The organism is Comamonas koreensis, from assembly GCF_021026195.1.
Classification (GTDB): domain Bacteria; phylum Pseudomonadota; class Gammaproteobacteria; order Burkholderiales; family Burkholderiaceae_C; genus Comamonas; species Comamonas koreensis.
Genome location: NZ_JAJNCT010000005.1, coordinates 584,886 through 606,545, shown reverse-complemented (window position 1 = coordinate 606,545; position 21,660 = coordinate 584,886). Strand labels below are relative to the sequence as shown.

At 67.0% G+C, this 21,660-nt stretch carries 22 protein-coding genes; 18 read left to right on the top strand and 4 right to left on the bottom strand.

What is annotated here, in order from left to right; translation table 11 throughout:
• The first annotated feature begins 49 nt into the window (after nucleotides 1-49).
• The 15 genes from LPW39_RS05010 to cobT all read left to right on the top strand — a co-directional run bounded on the left by LPW39_RS05010 (nucleotide 50) and on the right by cobT (nucleotide 14,789).
• Complete coding sequence (locus LPW39_RS05010; protein ID WP_407928786.1) at nucleotides 50-1,948, top strand: TonB-dependent receptor domain-containing protein; 1,899 nt, start codon at nucleotides 50-52, stop codon at nucleotides 1,946-1,948.
• Between the two features lie 22 nt (nucleotides 1,949-1,970).
• Complete coding sequence (locus LPW39_RS05005; RefSeq protein ID WP_230771825.1) at nucleotides 1,971-3,392, top strand: cobyrinate a,c-diamide synthase; 1,422 nt, start codon at nucleotides 1,971-1,973, stop codon at nucleotides 3,390-3,392.
• Between the two features lie 10 nt (nucleotides 3,393-3,402).
• Nucleotides 3,403-3,990, top strand: a complete 588-nt coding sequence (locus tag LPW39_RS05000) for a bifunctional adenosylcobinamide kinase/adenosylcobinamide-phosphate guanylyltransferase (protein WP_230771823.1) — start codon at nucleotides 3,403-3,405, stop codon at nucleotides 3,988-3,990.
• An 11-nt stretch (nucleotides 3,991-4,001) separates the two neighbouring features.
• Nucleotides 4,002-4,988 (top strand): ABC transporter substrate-binding protein, encoded by a 987-nt coding sequence (locus tag LPW39_RS04995; RefSeq protein WP_230771822.1) that lies wholly within the window; start codon nucleotides 4,002-4,004, stop codon nucleotides 4,986-4,988.
• Between the two features lie 77 nt (nucleotides 4,989-5,065).
• Nucleotides 5,066-6,043 carry a FecCD family ABC transporter permease gene (locus tag LPW39_RS04990; RefSeq protein ID WP_230772887.1) on the top strand — a complete coding sequence of 326 codons (978 nt, stop codon included), beginning with the start codon at nucleotides 5,066-5,068 and terminating at the stop codon, nucleotides 6,041-6,043.
• Nucleotides 6,043-6,852, top strand: coding sequence for an ABC transporter ATP-binding protein (locus tag LPW39_RS04985; protein ID WP_230771820.1), 810 nt, complete (start codon nucleotides 6,043-6,045; stop codon nucleotides 6,850-6,852). The genes LPW39_RS04990 and LPW39_RS04985 overlap by 1 nt, the downstream gene beginning before the upstream one ends.
• Before the next feature lie 75 nt (nucleotides 6,853-6,927).
• The gene (gene cobO / locus LPW39_RS04980) at nucleotides 6,928-7,497 is read left to right on the top strand and encodes a cob(I)yrinic acid a,c-diamide adenosyltransferase (protein ID WP_230771819.1); all 570 of its coding nucleotides are present in this window, start codon (nucleotides 6,928-6,930) and stop codon (nucleotides 7,495-7,497) included.
• A gap of 22 nt (nucleotides 7,498-7,519) precedes the next feature.
• Nucleotides 7,520-8,212: a 5,6-dimethylbenzimidazole synthase gene (gene bluB / locus LPW39_RS04975; protein ID WP_230771817.1), complete on the top strand. Its 693-nt coding sequence runs from the start codon at nucleotides 7,520-7,522 to the stop codon at nucleotides 8,210-8,212.
• On the top strand, nucleotides 8,209-9,294 hold the full coding sequence (gene cbiB, locus LPW39_RS04970; protein ID WP_407928785.1) for an adenosylcobinamide-phosphate synthase CbiB: 1,086 nt from the start codon (nucleotides 8,209-8,211) through the stop codon (nucleotides 9,292-9,294). Before bluB ends, cbiB begins: the two co-directional genes overlap by 4 nt.
• A gap of 13 nt (nucleotides 9,295-9,307) precedes the next feature.
• On the top strand, nucleotides 9,308-10,309 hold the full coding sequence (locus LPW39_RS04965; RefSeq protein ID WP_230771815.1) for an aminotransferase class I/II-fold pyridoxal phosphate-dependent enzyme: 1,002 nt from the start codon (nucleotides 9,308-9,310) through the stop codon (nucleotides 10,307-10,309).
• A gap of 58 nt (nucleotides 10,310-10,367) precedes the next feature.
• Complete coding sequence (locus LPW39_RS04960) at nucleotides 10,368-11,153, top strand: HipA family kinase (protein WP_330166591.1); 786 nt, start codon at nucleotides 10,368-10,370, stop codon at nucleotides 11,151-11,153.
• The gene (locus LPW39_RS04955; RefSeq protein ID WP_230771811.1) at nucleotides 11,140-11,544 is read left to right on the top strand and encodes a DUF3037 domain-containing protein; all 405 of its coding nucleotides are present in this window, start codon (nucleotides 11,140-11,142) and stop codon (nucleotides 11,542-11,544) included. Before LPW39_RS04960 ends, LPW39_RS04955 begins: the two co-directional genes overlap by 14 nt.
• A complete protein-coding gene (locus LPW39_RS04950; RefSeq protein ID WP_230771809.1) occupies nucleotides 11,541-12,995 on the top strand; it encodes a cobyric acid synthase in 1,455 nt (484 codons plus the stop codon). Before LPW39_RS04955 ends, LPW39_RS04950 begins: the two co-directional genes overlap by 4 nt.
• Before the next feature lie 124 nt (nucleotides 12,996-13,119).
• Nucleotides 13,120-13,557, top strand: a complete 438-nt coding sequence (locus LPW39_RS04945; protein ID WP_230771807.1) for a hypothetical protein — start codon at nucleotides 13,120-13,122, stop codon at nucleotides 13,555-13,557.
• Between the two features lie 149 nt (nucleotides 13,558-13,706).
• On the top strand, nucleotides 13,707-14,789 hold the full coding sequence (cobT, locus tag LPW39_RS04940) for a nicotinate-nucleotide--dimethylbenzimidazole phosphoribosyltransferase (RefSeq protein WP_230771805.1): 1,083 nt from the start codon (nucleotides 13,707-13,709) through the stop codon (nucleotides 14,787-14,789).
• Nucleotides 14,790-14,804: 15 nt separating this feature from the next.
• On the opposite strand, the gene nth is transcribed toward cobT, so the two are convergent.
• On the bottom strand, nucleotides 14,805-15,458 hold the full coding sequence (nth, locus tag LPW39_RS04935; RefSeq protein WP_230771803.1) for an endonuclease III: 654 nt from the start codon (nucleotides 15,456-15,458) through the stop codon (nucleotides 14,805-14,807).
• 61 nt (nucleotides 15,459-15,519) lie between these two features.
• The gene (locus LPW39_RS04930) at nucleotides 15,520-16,557 is read right to left on the bottom strand and encodes an Lnb N-terminal periplasmic domain-containing protein (protein ID WP_230771801.1); all 1,038 of its coding nucleotides are present in this window, start codon (nucleotides 16,555-16,557) and stop codon (nucleotides 15,520-15,522) included.
• A gap of 163 nt (nucleotides 16,558-16,720) precedes the next feature.
• Between LPW39_RS04930 and LPW39_RS04925 the strand changes: the two genes are divergently transcribed.
• The 3 genes from LPW39_RS04925 to LPW39_RS04915 all read left to right on the top strand — a co-directional run bounded on the left by LPW39_RS04925 (nucleotide 16,721) and on the right by LPW39_RS04915 (nucleotide 19,158).
• The gene (locus tag LPW39_RS04925; protein WP_230771799.1) at nucleotides 16,721-17,917 is read left to right on the top strand and encodes an aminotransferase-like domain-containing protein; all 1,197 of its coding nucleotides are present in this window, start codon (nucleotides 16,721-16,723) and stop codon (nucleotides 17,915-17,917) included.
• Nucleotides 17,918-18,010: 93 nt separating this feature from the next.
• Nucleotides 18,011-18,226, top strand: a complete 216-nt coding sequence (locus LPW39_RS04920; RefSeq protein WP_133854727.1) for a SlyX family protein — start codon at nucleotides 18,011-18,013, stop codon at nucleotides 18,224-18,226.
• Nucleotides 18,227-18,585: 359 nt separating this feature from the next.
• Nucleotides 18,586-19,158 carry a DUF2721 domain-containing protein gene (locus LPW39_RS04915; RefSeq protein WP_230771798.1) on the top strand — a complete coding sequence of 191 codons (573 nt, stop codon included), beginning with the start codon at nucleotides 18,586-18,588 and terminating at the stop codon, nucleotides 19,156-19,158.
• Nucleotides 19,159-19,197: 39 nt separating this feature from the next.
• Here LPW39_RS04915 and LPW39_RS04910 read toward each other — a convergent pair whose 3' ends face one another.
• Together LPW39_RS04910 and LPW39_RS04905 are read right to left on the bottom strand one after the other, a co-directional pair.
• Nucleotides 19,198-20,565 (bottom strand): hypothetical protein, encoded by a 1,368-nt coding sequence (locus LPW39_RS04910; RefSeq protein WP_230771796.1) that lies wholly within the window; start codon nucleotides 20,563-20,565, stop codon nucleotides 19,198-19,200.
• The gene (locus LPW39_RS04905) at nucleotides 20,562-21,548 is read right to left on the bottom strand and encodes an ABC transporter ATP-binding protein (protein WP_230771794.1); all 987 of its coding nucleotides are present in this window, start codon (nucleotides 21,546-21,548) and stop codon (nucleotides 20,562-20,564) included. Before LPW39_RS04905 ends, LPW39_RS04910 begins: the two co-directional genes overlap by 4 nt.
• Between the last annotated feature and the right edge of the window lie 112 nt (nucleotides 21,549-21,660).

The window sequence follows — 21,660 nt, the reverse complement described above, 5'->3', positions numbered from 1 at the left end:
ATTGCCGGCGGGGAGGCTGGCGCGGGGTGGTTCATCGCCAGCTCAGTCCATGTTTTTCTCGCCTTTCACGACACGCCCCTGCGCGCGTCCCCTCCGCACGCCCCGTTCCCGGTTGTTCCCCTCCCGCTCCGCCATCGCTTGGGCGGTAAGTACGGCACTACCTTGCGTGGCGCTGTCCGCGCAGGCGCAGCAGCTGCCCTCCGGCCAGGAAACAGCGGGTAAGAACCTGCAGGAGATGGTGGTGACCGCCAACCGCATCGCGCAGCCGCTGTCCGATCTGGTGGCCGATATGTCCATCATCGATGCGCAAACCATCGAGCGCCAGGGCCCGGGCAGCGTTGCCGATGTGCTGGCGCGGGTGCCGGGTATCCAGATCACGCGCAATGGCGGGCCCGGCACGGCCACCAGCGTGTTCCTGCGCGGTGCGGATTCGCGCTTCACCGCCGTCTACGTTGACGGCGTGCGCATGGATTCGCAATCGACTGGCGGCGCTTCCTGGCAATCGATTCCGCTGGCGCTGATCGACCGCATCGAAGTGCTGCGCGGCCCGGCTGCTGCCGTCTACGGCTCGGACGCGATGGGCGGTGTGGTGCAGATATTCACGAAGAAGGGCGAAGGACCCGCCCAGCCCTATGCCGGCCTGGGGGTGGGCAGCCGGGGCACGTTCACTGCAGAGGCGGGTATCTCCGGCGGCGCCGGTGGATGGGATTACGCGCTGGGCCTCAACCGCTCGCAGACCGATGGCTTCAATGCGCGTACGGTCGCCACCGCCAACCCGGACAAGGACGACTACCGCAGCAATGCGGTCAGCGGCCGCCTGGGCTACCAGATCAACCGCCAGCACCGGCTGGAGGCCAGCTTGCTGGCCAGCGATGTGAACTCGGGCTATGACATCAGTCCGGTGGATGATGACCGCAGCCTCAACAAAATGTATGCGCTGGGCCTGAACTGGCAGGCGCAGTGGACCGCGCAATACAGCACCAAGCTGCAGTTCACCCAGTCGCGCGACTATTACGAAACCCGGCCCTCGCCCTACCAGACGGACACCCGCCTGCAGAACTACCTGTTCCAGAACGAATGGCGCCTGGGTGTGCACACCTTGACGGCAGCGCTGGAGCGGCGTGACGACGCATTGACCAATGGCGGCATTGACCGCGACCGCCACCAGAATGCGCTGGCGCTGGGCTATGGCCTGAACACCGGCCCGCATACGGTGCAACTGAACCTGCGCCGGGATGACGACAGCGAGTTTGGCGGCAAGACCACCGGCAGCGCCGCCTACGGCTATGCCTTCGCAACCAACTGGCGCGCCACGGCGACGGTGGGCACGGCCTTCCGCGTGCCCACGCTCTACCAGCGCTTCAGCGAGTATGGCGACGCATCGCTGCGCCCCGAGAAAAGCCGCAATGCCGAGCTGGGCCTGCGCTGGGCGCAAGGCGCCAACAGCTTCTCGGCCACGGCCTACCGCAACCGGGTGACCGACCTGATCAACTTCTCGTCGCCTGGCAGCTGCGACAGCGAATTCGGCTGCTACGCCAATGTGGGCAAGGCACGCCTGGAGGGCATCACCCTGGCGGGCACCACCAAGCTGGGCGCCTTCAACCTGCATGGTTCGGTCGACTTCCAGAACCCGCGCGATACCGAAAACGACAAGCTGCTGGCGCGCCGCGCCAAGCGCTATGCCACCCTGGGCGCCGAGACGCGTGCCGCAGGATGGACCTGGGCCGCCGACCTGCAGACCAGCGCCAAGCGCTTTGACAATGCCGCCAACACCCATGTGCTGGGCGGCTACACCTTGTTCAACCTGTCGGCGCAGACCGAGATCGTCAAGGATGTGAACCTGATCGCCCGGATCAACAACCTGGCCGACAAGCGCTACCAGACCGCACGCACCTACGCCACCGAAGGGCGCAGCGTGTATGTGGGTGTGAAGTGGATGCCGCGCTGAGCGCAGAGGGGATAAGCCAGCCATGACAGAGATGACGGTTCAGGACCGCCCAACGGCCTCTTGTGTGGCGCTGCTGATTGCGGCGCCCGCATCCGGTCAGGGCAAGACCACGGTGACAGCGGCCCTGGCCCGCCTGCATGCCCGCCAGGGCCGGCGGGTGCAGGTGTTTAAGTGCGGTCCGGATTTTCTCGATCCGCAGTGGCTGCGCCTGGCCAGTGGCCAGCCGGTGCATGCGCTGGACCGCTGGATGAACGGTGAAGCCGATGTGCGCGCGCGCCTGTTCCAGGCCGCGCAGTGCAACGATGTGCTGCTGATCGAAGGCGTAATGGGCCTGTTCGATGGCGCCAACAGCGCGGCCGAACTGGCCAAGTCGCTGGGCGTCTCCGCCGTGGTGGTCGTCGATGCATCGGCCATGGCCGCCACCTTTGGCGCCATTGCCCATGGTTTGCAGCACTATGACCCGGGCCTGCAACTGGCCGGCGTGCTGGCCAACCGGGTGGCCACCGCCCACCATGGCGAGATGCTGCGCAGCGGCCTGCGCGACCCGGCCCTGTGGCTGGGTGCGATGAACCAGGTCAGCCTGGATGCCGCCAAGCCGCGCGCCAACCTGCTGCCCGAGCGCCATCTGGGCCTGGTGGCAGCCCATGAACTGCATGACGCTGCCGAGCGCCTGGATGCCGCCGCCGATGTGCTGGCGCAAACGCCGCTGGGCCAACTGGCATGGCAGCAGTGGCAGCAGCGCTGGACGGTGGCCTTTACGGCGCCTGCCGACGCCCCCCCGGTGCCCGCCTGGCTGGCCGGGCGCCGCATTGCGGTGGCGCGCGATGCCGCTTTCAGCTTTATCTACACCGCCAATCTGGAGTGCCTGCAGGCCATGGGTGCCGAGCTGGCCTTTTTCTCGCCCATCGCCGGGGAGCGTCTGCCCGCCTGCGATGCGCTGTGGCTGCCCGGCGGCTACCCGGAGCTGCACCTGCAGGCACTCAAGGCCAACGCCGGTCTGCAGCTCGATCTGCAGGCGCACCTGGAGCAGCGCAAGCCCGTCTGGGCCGAATGCGGCGGCATGGTGGCGCTGGCCGAGGGCCTGACCGATCTGGACAGCCGCTGGCACAGTCTGTGGGGCTTGCTGCCGGCGCAGGCCGTGATGCAGCAGCGCCTGGCCGGCCTGGGCATGCAGCAACTGCTGACCCCCTGGGGCATGCTGCGCGGCCATACCTTTCACTATTCCAAACTGCAGAGCGAGGCCCAGGAAGTGGCGCGCAGCAGCCGCCCGGGCCAAGCGGCCGAAAGCGGCAAGGGCGAAGCCGTCTACCAGCAGGGCAGCATCCATGCCAGCTATTTCCATGCCTGGTTCCCCTCGTGCCCGCAGGCGGTGGCCGCGTTGCTCGGGGTGGAGATGCCGGTGGTCGATCCGCAGGCCTGGCACAGCAGGGCGCTGAACGCCTAAGATGCGCGGCATGGATCAATCTATATTCCATATCGATGGAGCTCCGCTGAAGCTGCTGCTGCTGGGCGGGCAGAAATCGGGCAAATCGCGCCAGGCCGAGCTGCTGGCGCGCGCTTGGCTGCAGGCCGATGCCGGCCGCAGCGCCAGCCTGATCGCCACCGGCACCGCCTATGACGCCGAGATGGAGCAGCGCATTGCGCGCCACCAGCGTGACCGCCGCGAGCGCGTGCCGCAACTGGCGACCCTGGAAGCGCCGCGCGACATCGCCCAGCTGCTGCAGGCCCATAGCCGGCCAGAGCACCTGCTGGTGGTCGATTGCCTGACCCTGTGGCTCACCAACTGGCTGATGCCGATGGAGCCCTCGGAGGTTGCGCCTGCACATGCCTGGCAGGCGCAGTGCGATGCCTTTGTCGCTGCCCTGCAGGCTGCCACTGGCCCTGTCATTCTGGTCAGCAATGAGATTGGCCTGGGCGTGATTCCGATGGGCCGCGAGGTGCGCGCCTTTGTCGATGCGCTCGGTCTGCTGAACCAGCAAGCGGCAGCGGCCTGCAACCGTGTGCAACTGATGGCGGCGGGCTTGCCGCTGCAGATGAAATGATGGCTTTGTTGATGGCACCCCAATCCTTTCTGCGGAAAACGCTGGCCTGTGTAGCGCTGATGCTCGCCTTGCCGATGGCCCAAGCTGCGCCATCTACCAGCGTCGATGAACTGCGCCTGCAACCCTTTGCCAACGCGCCGGTCTGGAAGGACCAGGACCTGGTCAAGCCTGCGGCCATCGTCGATGACCGGGGCCGCCAGGTGCAGCTGGCGCAAGCGCCGCAGCGCATCGTGAGCCTTTTGCCATCGCTGACCGAGAGCACCTGCGCACTCGGCCTGTGCGACCGCCTGGTGGGGGTGGACCGCTATTCGGACTGGCCTGCCTCGGTCAAGAGGCTGCCGGTGGTGGGTGGCGGGCTGGACCCGAGCGTCGAATCGGTAGTGGCGCTCAAGCCCGATGTGGTGCTGCTGTCCGATGCCTCCAAGGCGGCCGAGCGGCTGCAGGCGCTGGGCCTGAAGGTGGTGGCGCTGGATGTGAAATCCAAGGCCGACATCCACCGCGTGCTGGGCACCCTGGGCCAGCTGCTGGGTGTGCCGCAGGCGCAGGGCGCGGAGCGGGTCTGGCGCGAGCTGGAGTCGGGCATTGATGCGGTGGTGCGCGAGCTGCCCGAGCGCACGCGGCATACCCGGGTCTACTTTGAGGTGAGCCGGGGCCCGTATGCGGCCGGCCCCCAGTCCTTTATTGGCGAAACCCTGACCCAGCTGGGTGCAGACAATGTCGTGCCGGCCGAGCTGGGCCCCTTTCCCCGGCTGAGCCCGGAGTTTTTGCTGCGCGCCCAGCCCGATGTGATCATGCTCGGCAACCGCAGCATGCAGGCCGCCACCAGCTACCCGGGCTGGCACAACCTCCAGGCCGTCAAGGCGGGCCGGGTCTGCGTGTTCAGCGATGACGAGTCGTATGCCATCGTGCGCCCCGGCCCACGCATGGCCCAGGCCGCCGCGCTGATGGCGCGTTGCCTGGCCGACAAGGCGCCTGGCAAGGCAGCGGTGGCGCGCTGATGGCTGCTTTGCCCAGCTCAGTACCTGCGCCCGCAGCGCGGCAAGAAGCCGCCCCGGGCCTGCGCCGCAGTGCCTGGCTGGCGCTGGTGTTGCTGGTGCTCAGCGTCGTGCTGCTGCTGGTAGGCGCCAGTGTCGGCAGCACCGGTTGGGAGAGCGTGCTGCGCATGCGCGATGACCCCACCTCCTGGCAGATCGTGGTCGATATCCGCCTGCCGCGCTCTTTGGGTGCCTGGCTCGCCGGTGGCCTGCTGGGCCTGGCCGGGGCCGTGGCCCAGGGCCTGTTTCGCAACCCGCTGGCCGATCCCTATTTGCTGGGCAGTGCCTCGGGCGCCTCGCTGGGCAGTGCGCTGGGCCTGGTGCTGCTGGGCTCGTCCGTCACCAGCCTGAATCTGCTCTACCGCCTGGGCATGACCGGCATGGCCTTTGTTGGCGCGGCCTGTGCGGTGGCGCTGACGGTGGTGCTGGCGCGCAATGTGCAAAACACCTTGCGCCTGCTGCTGGCCGGTGTGATCGTGGGCGTGGTGTTGGGCGCCATGCGCGATCTGCTGGAGCTGCGCCACCCCGATATTCTGCAGGCCATGCAGGCCTTTACGCTGGGCACCTCGGCCTTTGTCGGCTGGGAGGGCTGCGCACTGATGGCCGGCGTGCTGCTGGTCTGCGTGCTGGCCACCTGGTGCTGCGCCCGGGTGCTCGATGGCCTGACCCTGGGCGAGGCAACCGCTGCCAGCCTGGGCCTGCCGCTGGCGCCGCTGCGCTATGGCCTGGTGGCCGTGCTGGCGCTGGCCACCGGCACCTCGGTCGCGCAGACCGGCCTGATTGCCTTTGTGGGCCTGGCCGCCCCCCACCTGGTGCGCAGTTTGGTGCAGGTGGGCCATGGCCGCAGCACCGTGCTGGCCGCTGCGATGGGCGGTGTGCTGCTGCTAGCGGCCGATATCCTGGCGCGCTGGCTGGTGGCCCCGCAAGAGCTGCCGGTGGGCGTGCTCACCGCCGCACTGGGCGGCAGCTATCTGCTGTGGCGCATGCACCGCAGCACCCGTTCGGCAGGAGGCCTGTGATGCCGACCACTGCGACCACGGCTGCGCTGACTGCCACCAATATCCATGCCGCTGTGCATGCGCGGCCGATTCTGCAAGGCGTCAACGCCCAGTTTGCGCAAGGCCGTTGGACCAGCATTGTCGGCCCCAATGGCGCGGGCAAGTCAAGCCTGCTCAAGGTGCTGGGTGGCCTGTGGCCGGCGGCACAGCTGCAGGGCGAGGTGGCGCTGCTGGGCAAGGATTTGCAGCGCTGGCCGCGCAAGCAGCGTGCCCAGACGCTGGCCTGGCTGGGCCAGGGCGAGGTGGTAACGCAGGAGCTGACGGTGATGGACGTTGCCATGCTGGGCCGCCTGCCGCACCAGCCCTGGTTTGCGGCGCCCAGCAGCGAAGACCATGCAGTGGTGGAGCAATGCCTGCGGGCGGCGCATGCCTGGGATTGGCGCCACCGGCCGGTGGCTGAGCTCTCGGGCGGCGAGCGCCAGCGGGTGTTGCTGGCCCGCGCGATGGCTGTGCAGGCCCCCGTGCTGCTGATGGATGAACCGCTGGCCAACCTGGACCCGCCGCACCAGACCGACTGGGTGGACAGCATGCGGGCCTTGACGGCCCAGGGCACTACGGTGGTCAGCGTGCTCCACGAGATATCAGTGGCGCTGCTGGCCGACCATATGCTAGTGCTGCAGGCGGGCAGGGTGCTGCACCAGGGCCGCTGTGACGACCCTGCTACCCATGCCGCGCTGGAGGCCGTGTTTGACCACCGCATCCAGGTGCGTGCCATTGATGGCGTGTGGATGGCCTTGCCGCGCACGGCCACCGCTGCGCAGGCCGGCTAACGCTGGCGCTGAACCCTTTGGGAAGCCGGGCCTGGCCCCGCTTCCAACGACACAACGAAACAAGGAAAGATTGCGATGCAGATTGAAACGCCACCCAGCGAAAAGCCTTATGAAAAGCCCGAGGGCGAGCGCCGTGGCCTGGTGATCGTCAACACCGGTGACGGCAAGGGCAAGACCACGGCAGCCTTTGGCCTGGCGTTCCGCGCAACCGGCCGGGGCAAGGCCGTCAAGGTCTACCAGTTCATGAAGGTGCCGACCGCCCGTTTTGGTGAGCACCGCCTGTCCGAGCAAGTGGGCCTGCCGGTCGAAGGGCTGGGCGATGGCTTCAGCTGGAAGAGCCGCGACCTCGAGCAAAGTGGCCAGCTGGCGCGCGAAGGCTGGGCAAAGGCCAGAGCGGCCATTTTGTCAGGCGCGTATTTTCTGGTGGTGCTCGACGAGATCACCTACCCGCTGATCTATGGCTGGCTGCCGCTGCAGGAGGTGCTGGACACCTTGGCCGCCCGGCCCAAGGAGGTGCATGTCTGCCTCACCGGCCGGCGCTGTCCGCAGGAGATCATTGACATGGCCGATACCGTCACCGAGATGACGATGGTCAAGCATGCGTTCAAGGCCGGCATCCCGGCGCAGCGCGGCATTGAAGACTGAGACACCGCAGCCGATTGCTGGCATGAGCGATACCCCTTTCAATGCTCCCACCATCGCCGCCACGGCCTTCAGCGAGGCTGAGCGCGCGGCGGTCTACCGCGCCATCCACGAGCGGCGCGACATGCGCCACTTTGCCGGCGGCCAGGTCGACGAGGCGGTGCTGCTGCGCCTGCTGCGGGCCGCGCACCATGCGCCCAGCGTTGGCTTTATGCAGCCCTGGCGCTTCATCCGGGTGCGCGATGCGCAGATGCGCAGCCGCATCCATGCGCTGGTGGAGGATGAGCGCCTGCGCACTGCCCAGGCATTGGGCGAGCGCGAGGCGGACTTCATGAAGCTCAAGGTGCAGGGCGTGCTGCAGGCGGCTGAGGTGCTGGTCGTGGCCATGCCGCCCGGGCGCGAGGCCCATGTGTTTGGCCGCCGCACCTTGCCCGAGATGGATGTGGCCAGCACCGCTTGCGCGATCCAGAACCTGTGGCTGGCCGCGCGTGCCGAAGGCCTGGGCATGGGATGGGTGTCGCTGTTCGAGCCCCAGGCGCTGGCGCAGCTGCTGGGCATGCCTGTCGGCGCGCACCCGCTGGCTGTTTTGTGCCTGGGCCCTGTGGAGGCCTACTATGCCGAGCCCATGCTGCAGCAGGAGCGCTGGGCCCGCCGTGCGCCCTTGCAGCACATGCTGATGGACGAGTGCTGGCAGCCAGACCCAGGACCGCAGCCATGACCGATGGTGGCCTGTGGGCGCTGGCGCTGGCGCTGGCGCTGGCTGGTGGCAGCCCGCTGCTGCAACTGGTCCAGGCCTTGACCGACGCTGGCCCTGCGCCGCACTGGCAGGCACCGATGGCTGCCTTGCTGGCCGTCTTGGTGGCGTTGCTGGTGGACTGGCTCTGGGGGGAGCCGCCGCTGCGGCTGCACCCTGTTGTCTATATGGGTAAGTTGCTGGGCCTGCTGGGCCAGGCGATTGCGCCGCGCCAGGCGGACGAGCGCGCCTATGGGCGCTTTGTGCTGGCGGCGCTGGCCTGGTGCCTGCTGGCGGGCGGTGCTTGGCTGGTGTATGCCGCCCTCATGTATCTGCTGCAGGCAGCGCCTTGGTGGTTGACTGGCCTTGTGGCTGGGTTGCTGCTCAAACCGCTGCTGTCCTGGCGCATGCTGCGCAGCGAGGTGCTGGCCGTCGAGGCCGCGCTCGGCGAATCACTGCAGGCGGGCCGGGCCCGCTTGTCCTGGCTGGTGAGCCGCGATACCGCACAGCTCGATGCCGCCACGGTGCGTGAGAGCGCGATCGAGACCTTGGCCGAGAACCTGAGCGACTCGGTGCTGGCGCCGTTGTTCTGGTTTGCCGTCGCCGGCCTGCCGGGGGCGGCGCTGTACCGGCTGGCCAACACGGCCGACGCGATGTGGGGCTACCCCGGCTGGCGCGGCCAGGGCGCGCAGCGCCGCCACTGGCAATGGGCGGGCAAATGGGCGGCCCGGGCCGATGATGTGCTGAACTGGTTGCCAGCTCGCATCACGGCGGCCTGGCTGGCGGTGCTGGCGGGCGGACTGTCCTGGTCCGGCTTGCGGCGCGATGCCGCAGTAACGCCATCGCCCAATGGCGGCTGGCCCATGGGGGCCATGGCGCGGGTGCTGGGCGTGCACCTTTCCAAACCTGGTGTGTACCAGCTCAATCCGCAAGGCAGGCCGCCGCAGGCCCAGGATGTGCAGCGGGCGCTGGCCTTGGCGGGCCGGGTGGTCTGGGCGCAGGCGCTGTGCGCCTTGCTGCTGGCGCTGGGTTTGGCGGCAAAGATAGCAATCGCCTTGATGGCGTAAGGAGCTTTGGCCCATGGCTGATAACGAGCATGGTGGCACCGACGCCTTGGGCGTGCCGGCGCATGATTTTTCCACCAACCGCAATGCCTGCGGGCCCTGCCCGGAGGCCGTGGCGGCCTTGCAGTCGGCGCACCTGGCACAGTACCCCGACCCGCACTACACAGCGCTGCGCCTGCAGCTGGCGGCCTTCCATGCGGTCGCCCCTGAGCGCCTGGTCATCGGCGGCAGCAGCAGTGAGTTGATCCACCGCCTGACCCAGCATGCGCTGCGCCAGGGTGCCACCAAGGTCAGCCTGCCGCGCCATAGCTATGGCGACTACGCCCAGGCGGCGCAGGTGTGGGGCCTGCACACCGACGCCCGCAGCCCGGCCTGGGGGGAAGGCCTGCACTGGGCCTGCGAGCCCTCCAGTCCGCTGGGCCGGGTCGAAGATATCTGGCAGGCTTTGCCCGCCGATGCCAGCCACCATGGCCTGGTGCTCGATTGCGCCTACCGGCCGCTGTGGCTGGAAGGCCCTGCGCCGCAGCGCGACATGGCCCCGCTCTGGCAGCTGTGGACGCCCAACAAGGCACTGGGCATGACGGGGGTGCGGGCGGCCTATGCGATTGCGCCCGAGGGCACGGCACAGGCGCAGATCGATGCGCTGCGGGCGCTGGCGCCTTCATGGGTGGTGGGGGCCCATGGCGTGGCCATGCTGCAGGCCTGGGTGACCCCCGAGGTGCAGGCCTGGCTGGCCCGCAGCCTGGACACCCTGCGCCACTGGAAGGGCCGGCAACTGGCGCTGTGCGAGCGCCTGGGCTGGGCGGTGCTGCCCGGCCACCAGGCCAATTATTTTGTCGCGCGCCTGCCGCTGGCCCAGGCGGATATGACTACGCGCCTGGCGGCACTGCGCAGCCAGGGCATCAAGCTGCGCGATGCCCGCAGCTTTGGCCTGCCTGGCCATGTGCGGATGGGCGTGATGGCGCCAGTGGCGCAGGCGGCGCTGGCACGGGCCTGGCTGTCGCTGGCAGATGCTTAGGCCCGGCGAGGACATGCGGCAACCGCTACCATTTGGCATGGATTTACAAACTTTGCAACTGCGCACCGTCTTGGTGGAGCGCTATGTCACGCCGCTGCGCGAGGGTGGCTCGATGCCGGCCGTCGTCGAGGCGGACGATCTGGGCATGTATGTGCTCAAGTTCCGGGGGGCTGGCCAGGGCGTGCGCGCGCTGATGGGCGAGCTCATCTGCGGCGGCATTGCCCGCGCGCTGGGCCTGCCCTTGCCCGAGCTGGTGTTGGCCATGCTGCACGCCAAGCTGGCGCAGACCGAGCCCGATCCCGAGATCCAGGACCTGATCCGGGCCAGCGATGGCCTCAATGTCGGCCTGGACTACCTGCCTGGCTCGGTCAATTTTGATCCGGCCGTCGATGCGGTGAGCGACGATTTCGCCTCGCGCCTGGTCTGGTTCGATACGCTGGTCAGCAATGTGGACCGCACGGCCCGCAACACCAATATGCTGATGTGGCAGCGCAAGCCCTGGCTGATTGACCATGGCGCGACCCTGACCTTCCACCATGCCTGGGATGGCACGGTGGCCGACCCCGGCAAGCCCTTTGCGCCGATTGCCGACCATGTGCTGCTGGCCCAGGCCAGCCAGCTGGCCGAGGTGGACGAGGCCCTGGCCGCGCAGCTGAGCGAGCCGGTGCTGAGCGCCATTCTGGCCACGGTGCCCGACTGCTTTCTGGCCAAGGCTGCGGAAGACCGCAACAGCCCGTTGCTGGCCGATCCGCAGGCGCACCGCGCCGCCTATGTGAATTATTTTCTGGCCCGCCTGCAAGCGCGTGGCCGCTGGTTGCAAGGAGCCATCGATGCACGCGCATGATGTGTATGACTACGCTATCGTGCGCGTGGTGCCCCGGGTCGAGCGGGAAGAGTTCATCAACGCTGGCGTGATCCTGTCCTGCCAGCGCAGCGGCTATCTGCAGGCCGCCATTGCGCTGGATGATGCGCGCCTGCTGGCGCTGGATCCGGACGTCGATCTGCAGGCGGTCTACCGCCACCTGGGTAGCATTGTGGCCATTTGCGCTGGCGTGCCCGAGGCCGGGCCTATCGGCCAGTTGCCTTACCGCGCGCGCTTCCACTGGCTTACCGCCAAGCGCAGCAGCATGATCCAGACCTCGCCGGTGCACACGGGCCTGTGCAGCGATGCGGGCTCGGCGCTGGAGCGCATCATGGCGCGCATGGTACTGCCGCTGGGCAGCGCGCAGCGATGAGCGCGCGCTGCATCATGGTGCTGGGCACCAGCAGTGGCGCCGGCAAAAGCTGGGTAGCCACGGCGCTGTGTGCCTGGTACCGGGCCCAGGGCTACAAGGTGGCGCCCTTCAAGGCGCAGAACATGAGCAACAACGCCCGCGTCGTAGCCACGCCCGATGGCCAGTGGGGCGAGATCGGCACGGCCCAGTACCTGCAGGCGCTGGCCGCAGGCGCCGTGCCCGATGTGCGCATGAACCCGTTGTTGCTGAAGCCCGAGGCCGATACCCGCAGCCAGGTGGTGCTGTTTGGCCAGGTGGACGAGGCGCTGTCGGCAATGCCCTGGCGCGGCCGCAGCCTCAAGGTCTGGCCACAGATTGCGCAGGCGCTTGATGCGCTGCGCGCCGAGAACGATGTGGTAGTGATCGAGGGCGCGGGTTCGCCCGCCGAGATCAACCTGCACAGCAGCGATGTGGTCAATATGCGCGTGGCGCGCCACTGCGATGCCCATTGCCTGCTGGTGTCCGATATCGACCGGGGAGGGGCCTTTGCCCACCTCTACGGCACCTGGGCGCTGCTGCCGCCCGAGGAGCAAGGCCTGATCAAGGGCTTTGTGCTCAACAAGTTCCGGGGCGACGCGGCCTTGCTGGCGCCGGCGCCGCAGATGCTGCAAGACAAGACCGGCGTGCCGACGGTGGCCTGCATTCCGATGCAGTTCCAGCACGGCCTGCCCGAGGAAGACGGGGTGTTTGACGACCGGGGCAGTGGCGGCCAGGGGCAGGCCGTGCACACCTGCATCGCCATCGTCGCTTACCCGCGCATCAGCAACCTCGATGAGTTCCAGCCGCTGCTGCAACTGCCTGGCGTGCGCGTGGTCTGGGCCCGCACGCCCGCACAGCTGAGCGATGCGGACTGGGTGATCCTGCCGGGCAGCAAGGCCACCGCTGCCGATCTGGCCTGGATGCGCCAGCAGGGGCTGGATGCGGCTGTTGCCCGCCATGCGCAGGCCGGCAAACGGGTGCTGGGTATTTGCGGCGGCCTGCAGATGCTGGGCGAGGCGCTGGTCGATCTGCATGGGGTGGATGGCAATGCCGCCGGTCTGGGCCTGCTGCCGCTGGTGACCTTGTTTGCGCAGCAAAAGAATGTGCAGCCTACGCGCCTGGAGCTGCCCGCTGTGCAGGCGCCCTGGCAGGGCCTGAGCGGCCTGGTGGTGGCAGGTTATGAAATCCACCACGGCCAGACCGAACTGCGCCACGATATGCAGGCCGGCGCAACCCAGCCGGCGCAAGAGCTGCTGCCTGGCTTGCTGTGGCAGGGCAGTGCGCCGCAGGTGCTGGGCACCTATGTGCATGGGCTGTTTGAGAACGCCGCCGTCATCCATGCGCTGTTTGGCCATGACGCACCCAGCCTGGACCAGGTGTTTGCGCGCATGGCCCAAGGCGTGGGTGAGTGGTTTGGGGACCGCTTGCCCTGAATGACCAACACCTTTGCCTGTAGGCCAAATATTGCAAGCACTGGTGGATTGGGCCGATAGGGGCGCGCCTGCCGCGCAGGCATGCTGTTCGTGTTGCTTCTCATCACCGATAAGGATGATCGCTATGAAAAACATGTTCCGTCAGACATTGCAAATGGCCGCGATGGCCCTCGCCCTGGGTACCGTAGGCTATGCCAGCGCCCAATCCGCACCGCCACCCCCACCACCCCCTGCCAAGCATGTGAAGCCCATGCCGCATGGCCCACACGCTGCCCACCACAAGCGTGGTGAAGCGCGTGGCGATGCCCGCACCAATGCCGATGTGGCCGAAGGCAGCTCCAGCGCCCGCGAAGCAGCTGCTGCGCGCCAGGCCGCACGCCAGGGCCAACTGACCGATCCAGGTTCCAGCTTCCGCGAAAACGCCACCGCACGCTGCGCGGTCTTCAAGACTGAAGAGGACCGCCGTGCCTGCGTAGGCCGCGTGGCCCAGGGCCAGGACAGCGGCTCGGTGCAAGGCGGTGGCATTTTGCGTGAGTACACCTATACGGTGCCCGCCAAGTAAGCTGACTGATCTCGTCCATCAACGCTCTGCCCAGCATTTGCTGCGCAGAGCGTTTTTTATTGGTTTGCGCGCTGGGGGCTGCAAACCTGTGCGGGCAGCGCGATACTGGCGGCTTGGCATATCGCCGTGCCCCGCCCCCTAGCTTGACCATGTCCGAATCTTCGTACTCTCCGCTCATTCCCCATATCGCTTCCATCGACGATGCCGCCTTCCGCCAGCAAGTGCAGCAGCTGCTGGACAACAAGACCAAGCCGCTGGGCTCGCTGGGCCTGCTCGAAGCGCTGGCTTTGCGCATCGCCTGCATCTTGGGTGACACCCAGCCGCGCCTGGCCAATCCCCAGATAGTGGTGTTTGCCGCCGACCATGGCCTGGTGGCGCAGGGCGTGTCAGCCTACCCGGCCGATGTGACCTGGCAGATGGTGGGCAATTTTCTGGCCGGTGGCGCGGCGGTGAGCGTGCTCTCGCGCCAGCATGGCGTGGCGCTGAATGTGGTGGATTGCGGCGTGGCCCGTGATTTTTCCCCCCAGGCCGATGCGCAGCCCCCGGGCGCCCCCCGCCTGTGGCTGCGCAAGATTGCGCCCGGCACCCAGGACAGCAGCCTGGGCCCCGCAATGACCATGGCGCAGTGCGAGGCAGCCATTGCCAATGGCCGCGCGCTGCTGCAGGCCTTGCCTGGCAATGCCTTGCTGCTGGGCGAGATGGGCATTGGCAATACCTCCAGCGCATCGCTGCTCTTGGCGCGGCTCTGCAATCTGGATGTGGAGACGGTGACCGGTGCGGGCACGGGCTTGAGTGGCGAGGGTGTGGCACGCAAGGCCGCGGTGCTGCGCCGGGTGCTGGCGCGCCATGCCGGTGTGCAGGAGCCGCTGGCCGTGCTGGCTGCGATGGGCGGGCTGGAAGTGGCAACCATGGTGGGCGCGGTGCTGCAGGCCGCGCTGGAGCGGCGTGTGATTGTGGTCGATGGCTTTATCACCAGCGCTGCGGTGCTGGTGGCCTCCCGCCTGCAGCCCGCGGTGCTGGAGCGCTGCGTCTATGCCCACCGCTCGGGTGAGCCGGGCCATAGCCATTTGCTGGCGGCCTTGCAGGCGCAGCCGCTGCTTGACTGGCAGCTGCGCCTGGGCGAGGGCTCGGGTGCGGCGCTGGCCTGGCCGCTGCTGGAATCGGCCTGCGCGATGCTGCGTGACATGGCCAGCTTTGCATCGGCGGGGGTCAGCAACCAGAGCAACGCCTGATGCCTGCTGCTGCGATCAGCGCAGCGTGCCTTGGGGTGGCGGTGTCTTGGGCGAGAAATCGCAATAGCTGCTGACCAGGCATTCCCAGCAGCGCGGCTTGCGCGCCTGGCAGACATAGCGGCCCAGCAGGATCAGCCAGTGGTGCGAATCGACGGCATAGTCGCCGGGTACGCGCTGCATCAGCTGCTTTTCCACTTCGAGCGGATTTTTACCGGGTGCCAGGCCGGTGCGGTTGCTGACGCGGAAGATATGGGTGTCCACCGCCATCGTCGGCTGGCCAAAGGCCACGTTCAGCACCACATTGGCGGTCTTGCGGCCCACGCCGGGCAGGGCTTCCAGTGCCTCGCGCGTGTCGGGCACTTTGCCATCATGGCGCTCCACCAGAATGCGGCAGGTCTCCATCAGGTGCTTGGCCTTGCTGCGGTACAGGCCGATGGTCTTGATATAGCCCTCCAGGCCTTCCAGCCCCAGCGCCAGGATGGCCTGTGGCGTGTTGGCGACCGGGAAGAGTTTGCGGGTGGCCTTGTTGACCCCCACATCGGTGGCTTGGGCCGACAGCAGCACGGCGGCGAGCAGCTCGAACACTGAGGTGTATTCCAGCTCGGTCTGGGGCGAAGGATTGGCCGCCTTCAAGGTGGCGAAGAAGGGTTGGATATCAGCGGTTTTCATCGTGTTTTTGTGCAGGCTCGGCTGCCATTATCTGGCAAGGCCTGAGCCTGGGTCCCCTGCATCAGGGCTGCTGCGGCACCTGCGGCACGCCCTGGCGAATGGCGGCCGAGAAATCCTCTCCCGGCCGCACTGCCTTGGCGCGGGCGTTGATATGCGCTGCCGCACGGATGGCCTCAAAGTCGTTCGGACGGGCGAGGGCGCCCAGGCTGTCCACATACTGGGGCAGGTAGCCGCTGGCCAGCAGGCGCCAGTCCATTGGCAGGCCGGGCACAATGCGGCGCACCATGTCGAACACGATGGTGGTGCAGTTGGCAAACAGCGTGTGGTAGAACTGCGGCGTCTCGACCAGCGCGTTGGCCTTGTCCACATAGGCGATGAACAGTGAGCGCATCGCAGCGCGCGGCATGGCGACGCTGTAGAGGTAGACCTCTTCTCCCCGGATATTGCTGCGTACGCGCAGGATATCGCGCTCATCGGCGGCCACCAGGCTTTGCTCGAACTGCTTGAAGAAGCCGCCCACGGCCGAGAACTGCTCGCCCTGTTCCTTGCGGATCTCCACCGAGAACGTCACATAGCGGCGCGGGTTCTTGCCGTCGTCAAAGCCGAAGGACACCAGGGTGTGGGCAATGGCCGGCCCCATCCAGTAGGAGGTGCTCATGTCCACCGACACGAGCTGGCGCAGGTCGTAGTTGCGGTCTTCCCAGCGCGCCGTGGCCTTGCTGGGGGTCTGCCAGTCAAAATTGCGCACATTGTGCAGCTGCACCAGATCACCCTGGACGGTGCCCGACAGCTGCTGGGCCACATCGGGCGCCCATTTGCGCGTGTTGGAAGGCTGGATGCTGGCCCACCAGGCCAGGATGGCGGCAAACAGCAGCCCATAGATCAGCAGGCCCTTGGGCATGCGCTGCTGCCACAGCAGGTAGATGCAGTACAGGCCCACCCCCACCCATACTCCTAGCAGCAGCCCCCGGGCCGAGCCCGATTTGACCGACTGCGCCAGCTGAAACCACAGCGCGCCACAGGCCCAGACCACGCCCAGCAGCATGAGCAACGAGGCCAGCAATTTGACCAAAACAATGAAGAAAGCGGCGATGCGCATGTTGTCAGAATCCTTTAGGGCGCAAGCATAGTCGATAGGCAAAGGCATTTGGAGGGTCTCTGGCGATGCCAGAGCGACGCATGGGGCCGGTAAAAAGTAGCAAAATGCCAGAGCGGCCCGTCGATCGACCGGGCTGCTCTTTTTTGATTTGAGAGAACACTCCATGACACTGCGCTTTGCCTCCCGCCTCGACAATGTCGAGACGTCCGCCATCCGTGAACTGTTCAAGCTGCTGGGCAAGCCCGGCATCATCAGTTTTGCCGGGGGCTTTCCGGATGCAGCCATGTTTGATGTGGAAGGGGTGCGCGAGGCCGCCAACGCAGCGCTGACCGAGGAGCCAGGTGCCGCCTTGCAGTACGGAGCCACAGAGGGCTACCAGCCGTTTCGCGAGCAGATCGTCGGCCTGATGGCGGCCAAGGGCGTGCAGTCGCTGACGCCCGATCAGCTGATCGTCACCACCGGCAGCCAGCAGGCGCTGGATCTGCTGGGCAAGACGATGATCTCGCCTGGCGACAAGGTGATCGTTGAAGGCCCGACCTTCCTGGCCACGATCCAGTGCTTCCGCCTCTACGGCGCCGAAGTCATCAGCGCTCCTACCGATGAGAACGGCGTCATCCCCGAGGCGCTGGAGCAGCTGATAGCCGAACACCAGCCCAAGCTGGTCTACTTGATCCCGACCTTTGGCAACCCCAGCGGTGTGCTGCTGAGCCTGGAGCGCCGCCGCCAGATTCTCGAGATGGCTGTGCGCCACCAGACCCTGGTCGTCGAGGACGATCCCTATGGCGACCTGTACTTTGACGCACCGCCACCGCCCAGCCTGCTGGCGCTGTCGGACAGCGTACCCGGCAGCCGTGACTACCTGGCCCACTGCGGCAGCATGAGCAAGGTGCTCAGCCCCGGCCTGCGCCTGGGCTGGCTGATTGCGCCGGCCGAGCTGCTGGGCAAGTGCGTCATGTGCAAGCAGTTCAGCGATGCCCACACCAGCACCTTCAGCCAGGCCACCGCCGCCCAGTACCTGAAGGCCGGCCGCATGCCCGCCACTTTGGACCGCGTGCGCACCACCTACGCGGCGCGCAGCAAGGCCATGGGCGACGGCCTGCGCAGCCAGCTGGGCGATGCGGTGCGCTTTGTGCAGCCCCAGGGCGGCATGTTCATCTGGGTGCAGCTGACGGGCGCCCGGGGCCAGGAGAAGGATGGCAATGCGCTGGCCAAGCGCGCCATCGAGCAGGGGGTGGCCTTTGTGCCGGGCACGCCATTCTTTGCCCAGAACCCCGATGCCTCGACCCTGCGGCTGTCGTTTGCCACCGCTGATATTGCGCGTATTGAAGAGGGCATTGCCCGCCTGGCCAAGGCGCTGTAAACCCGCCTAGCCACTTCGGACGCCGGCATGTGCGCTGTCACATGCCGGCGTTATTCTTTCACTCGCCCGCCCCGTTTTTAGCCAGGAGCCGCCATGTCCACCCTCGAACCCCTGCAGCAGCGCCTTGAAGCCTTGGAGATCAAGGCAGCCTATGCCGATGACCTGCTCGAAGAACTCAACCTGACGATCTACAAGCAACAGCAGCAGATCGACCGCCTGCTGCACCTGGTCAAGGACCTGCAGCAGCGCATGCCCGAGACTGGAGGTGTTGCGCCAGGTGCACGCGACGAGTTGCCGCCGCACTACTGAGCGGCGGTATCTGCACTGGGAAGCACACAATTTGCTTCAAATCAGCGCAGAAACAGGGCAAAGAAGGTATTAGGGTTTGCACCTATTTGGTGCGAGAATGTTGGCTTGAATTTTGCAGTGTTCATCGCAGGCGTCGCAGCCTGCACTAGGGATGCTCTGCAAAACCCTCGCCAAGCGGGATGGACGCGGATCGGGATGAGACGCTAGGCGTCTTTTGCAGTCAATAGCTGTAGCTATTGACAAGGAAGACAACGCAGTGGATCGCCCGAGACCGCGTTCAGACCACGGCAGGGAGTTTTGCAGAGGGTCCCTAGGCGTGTGCTGCAGCGCAGTTTGTCCACCATCTCTGCACCAACACCATGTCCATCGACGTCAGCAACATCACCCACAGCATCCAGCTGGCTGTGGCTCCCGTTTTCTTTCTCACCGGCGTGGCGGGCATGATCGGCGCCGTTGCCGGCCGGCTGGCGCGCATCATCGACCGGGGCCGCGTGCTGGAAGACCGCATGATGGCGTCCAAGGACGAGGAGTATGTACAGCGCTCCTTGCTGGAGCTGAGCTTTCTGCGCCGGCGCGGGCGCCTGGCCAACCTCTGCATTGGTCTGCTGACCCTGTGCGGCGCGCTGATTGCGCTGACCATCATCCTGCTCTTCGTCGGCCAGACCACCAAGAGCGAGTTTGACGCCAACAGCTGGTCGCTGGCGGCCATGTTCAGCTTTGGCATGGGGGTGGTCAGCTTTGTCTCGGCGCTGTGCTGCTTCATGGTCGAGACCATGATGGCCACGCAGCTGTTGAACTTCCACCCGCTGCGCCAACCGGGCACGATTCCCTGTATGGCAACTGCCCAGGCTTCAGCCACTGCGCCCGGTGCGGCGCCACGCAAAGTGGTTGCAGAGCCCGGCCGGCAAGACGGCTTTATGCCCCAGGTCTGAGCCCCAGCCGCTGCAGTAGCGGCTGGCCAACCCGTTTGTTTACAGCGCGAAGATATCGTTCCTGGCCGCGCTGCCGGGGGTGATGGCCTTGAAGCGCCATACCAGCACGACGGCGAGCACCGCCAGCTGCAGCAGCATGCCCACCCAGGCCAGCCAGCCCAGGGCCGGTGCATGCGCAAAGTTGGACGACAGGCGCGGGTCAAAGGCGCCAAACAGCGGCTCGAACAGCGGCGCCAGGCCCAGCGACCAGGCCATGGCTGGCAACAGGGCGCTGAGCACAAAGACCACCAGCAAGGTCATGCCCAGCGGCGAGCGGCTGCTCTTGCGCAACGAGAATACCAGGTAGATACCGCAGTCACGCAGCACATGCAGCAGCACCATGAAGGCCAGCGGGCCCAGTTGGCTGCGGTTGGACAGCGGGTCGGCATTCCACAGCAGATAGGCCGGCAGCAGCACCGCAAAGGCCATGCACCAGCTGATGGGCCACAGCGGCATGTTCTGCCAAAAGCGCCGCCACTGGCCGTGCCTTGCGCTGTAGAGCAGGGCGCGCCAGCGCTGCGCGACCTGGCTCTCCAGCGCCGCAGCGTAGTAGGTTGCCAGGGCGAACAGCATCATCGCGGTCAGCGCCCGGCCGGTGCCGGTGGGCACCAGGCCCACCAGCAGCAAACAGCCAGCGGCATTGCCCAGTGCCCAGGCCCACGGTGTGGTCGGCACCGACAGCTGCATCGACATCGCCCGCCACAGTGCCAGCAGGCCCAGCAACAGGCCCGCAACGGCAAAGACCAGTAGCAGACTGCCCGAGTTCAGCGGCAGGCCCCACCAGGCGCCCCCGCCGCTGCCGCCCAACAGGCTGTCAAGTCCCACGACCACGCTGCTGACCAGTTGCAGCAGCATGAACACCAGCACCACCAGCACCCAGACATTGCGGCTGGTGGCGGGTTTGTTGGGATCCATGCTGTAGAGGCGGCTGGCCATCATCGCGCAGTGCAGCGCGCAGGCGCCCAAGATGCTGAGCACCAGCACCAGGATGGTGTCGGCCAGCTCACCGAGCCAGAAGCCGCAGAGCAGGGCCGCTGCGCTGCACAGCAGGGCGCCATACCAGGCATAGCTGGGGCCGCCCAGCAGCTTGCCCCAGGCCATGCGCCAGGGGCCCATGGCGCTCATGCGCTGCTGGTCCCAGGTGCGCTCGTTGAGCTCATCGTTGATGCTGGACAGCGCCGTGAAGGTGCCCACGCAGGCGGCCAGCAGGCCCACCAGGGTGAGGGCGCCCTTGTGCAGGTAGAGCAGGGGCTGCTTGCCCTCGATGACAAACACGCAGATGGCCAGCATCAGCAAGATGGCGGGCATCAGCACCAAACGCGCAGGGCTCAGCTCCAGGCTGAGCTGGCGGCGAAATTCCGGGTTCATGGCCACTCCTTGGCAAACAGCGCTTGGGGATCAGCGGGTGCTTCCAGGCTTTGCTGGTAGCGCTCCTGCAGGCTGGTGCGGGCCTCCTGGTAGCCCAGCACCTGCGCGCCATGGGCCACCAGCTGCTGCAGCAGCTGCACGCGGGCAGCAGTGTCTTGCGCAGGCATGCCAATCCACAGAATGTGGCTGGCGCTGCCCTCTCGGCCGGCGCGCATCTCGACCAGGCGGTAGCCGGCCAGTGCCTGCTCGGGCTGGGCCAGCGGCACGGCCAGCTCCAGCTGCATCACCAGTTCGGACGGCAGGGCGCCGCCGCCGCCCGCACCGGCCACGGCATTCAAGGGGCCGTGGCTGGTGATGCGGCCTTCGCGGATCGACAGGATATGGCTGCAGTACTCGTCCAGCTCACTCAGGATGTGGCTGGAGACGACCAGCGTCATGCCCTGGGCCTGCAGCTGGCGGAACAGGGTCGAGAGGCTGCTGCGTGCTTCCGGGTCCAGCCCGCTGGCCGGCTCATCGAGCAGCAGCACCTGGGGCTGGTGGATGATGGCCTGGCCAATGGCGACCCGCTGGCGCTGGCCGCGCGAGAGGTTGCGCGTGGCATGGCCGAGCTTGCTGCTTAGCGCGAGTTGCTCGGCCACGGTGTGCACGCGCGCCGTGGCTTCCTTGCGGCTCAGGCCCTGGCTCTCGGCCGCGTACTGCAGGCACTGGGCCACGCTCAGGGTCTCGTAGAGCCCGAAGAAATCCGACAGATAGCCCATGTACTGGTGGGCGCGGCGGAGCTCTTGCTGCACATCGATGCCCGCGACCCGGGTGCTGCCGCTCAGCGGCGCCTCCAGCCCGGTAATGCAGCGCAGCAAGGTGGATTTGCCGGCGCCATTGGGGCCCACCAGGGCGGTGACCGTGCCCGCCTCGATCTGCAGGCTGACGCCATGCAGCGCGCGGTGGCCGGGGTAGTCGACGATGAGATCCTGCACCTCAATCATGCTGTGCTCTTTCTAATGAAAACCATGGATACCTCCCTCTGCGGCAGCGCCCAAGCTCGTTACCTGGCACCGCCTCTGCTCGCATCATAGGCGCACAGGCCTGCGCTGTGCT

What these genes read in the sequence shown, in the direction of transcription:
- cobO (WP_230771819.1), top strand. Translation starts at nt 6,928, where the DNA reads ATGCAGATTGAAACGCCACCCAGCGAAAAGCCTTATGAAAAGCCCGAG.
- cbiB (WP_407928785.1), top strand. Translation starts at nt 8,209, where the DNA reads ATGACCGATGGTGGCCTGTGGGCGCTGGCGCTGGCGCTGGCGCTGGCT.
- nth (WP_230771803.1), bottom strand. Translation starts at nt 15,458, where the DNA reads ATGAAAACCGCTGATATCCAACCCTTCTTCGCCACCTTGAAGGCGGCC.
- LPW39_RS04915 (WP_230771798.1), top strand. Translation starts at nt 18,586, where the DNA reads ATGTCCATCGACGTCAGCAACATCACCCACAGCATCCAGCTGGCTGTG.
- LPW39_RS05005 (WP_230771825.1), top strand. Translation starts at nt 1,971, where the DNA reads ATGACAGAGATGACGGTTCAGGACCGCCCAACGGCCTCTTGTGTGGCG.
- LPW39_RS04920 (WP_133854727.1), top strand. Translation starts at nt 18,011, where the DNA reads ATGTCCACCCTCGAACCCCTGCAGCAGCGCCTTGAAGCCTTGGAGATC.
- LPW39_RS04945 (WP_230771807.1), top strand. Translation starts at nt 13,120, where the DNA reads ATGAAAAACATGTTCCGTCAGACATTGCAAATGGCCGCGATGGCCCTC.
- LPW39_RS05000 (WP_230771823.1), top strand. Translation starts at nt 3,403, where the DNA reads ATGGATCAATCTATATTCCATATCGATGGAGCTCCGCTGAAGCTGCTG.
- LPW39_RS04965 (WP_230771815.1), top strand. Translation starts at nt 9,308, where the DNA reads ATGGCTGATAACGAGCATGGTGGCACCGACGCCTTGGGCGTGCCGGCG.
- cobT (WP_230771805.1), top strand. Translation starts at nt 13,707, where the DNA reads ATGTCCGAATCTTCGTACTCTCCGCTCATTCCCCATATCGCTTCCATC.
- LPW39_RS04950 (WP_230771809.1), top strand. Translation starts at nt 11,541, where the DNA reads ATGAGCGCGCGCTGCATCATGGTGCTGGGCACCAGCAGTGGCGCCGGC.
- bluB (WP_230771817.1), top strand. Translation starts at nt 7,520, where the DNA reads ATGAGCGATACCCCTTTCAATGCTCCCACCATCGCCGCCACGGCCTTC.
- LPW39_RS04985 (WP_230771820.1), top strand. Translation starts at nt 6,043, where the DNA reads ATGCCGACCACTGCGACCACGGCTGCGCTGACTGCCACCAATATCCAT.
- LPW39_RS04910 (WP_230771796.1), bottom strand. Translation starts at nt 20,565, where the DNA reads ATGAACCCGGAATTTCGCCGCCAGCTCAGCCTGGAGCTGAGCCCTGCG.
- LPW39_RS04905 (WP_230771794.1), bottom strand. Translation starts at nt 21,548, where the DNA reads ATGATTGAGGTGCAGGATCTCATCGTCGACTACCCCGGCCACCGCGCG.
- LPW39_RS04930 (WP_230771801.1), bottom strand. Translation starts at nt 16,557, where the DNA reads ATGCGCATCGCCGCTTTCTTCATTGTTTTGGTCAAATTGCTGGCCTCG.
- LPW39_RS04995 (WP_230771822.1), top strand. Translation starts at nt 4,002, where the DNA reads ATGGCACCCCAATCCTTTCTGCGGAAAACGCTGGCCTGTGTAGCGCTG.
- LPW39_RS04925 (WP_230771799.1), top strand. Translation starts at nt 16,721, where the DNA reads ATGACACTGCGCTTTGCCTCCCGCCTCGACAATGTCGAGACGTCCGCC.
- LPW39_RS04955 (WP_230771811.1), top strand. Translation starts at nt 11,140, where the DNA reads ATGCACGCGCATGATGTGTATGACTACGCTATCGTGCGCGTGGTGCCC.
- LPW39_RS05010 (WP_407928786.1), top strand. Translation starts at nt 50, where the DNA reads ATGTTTTTCTCGCCTTTCACGACACGCCCCTGCGCGCGTCCCCTCCGC.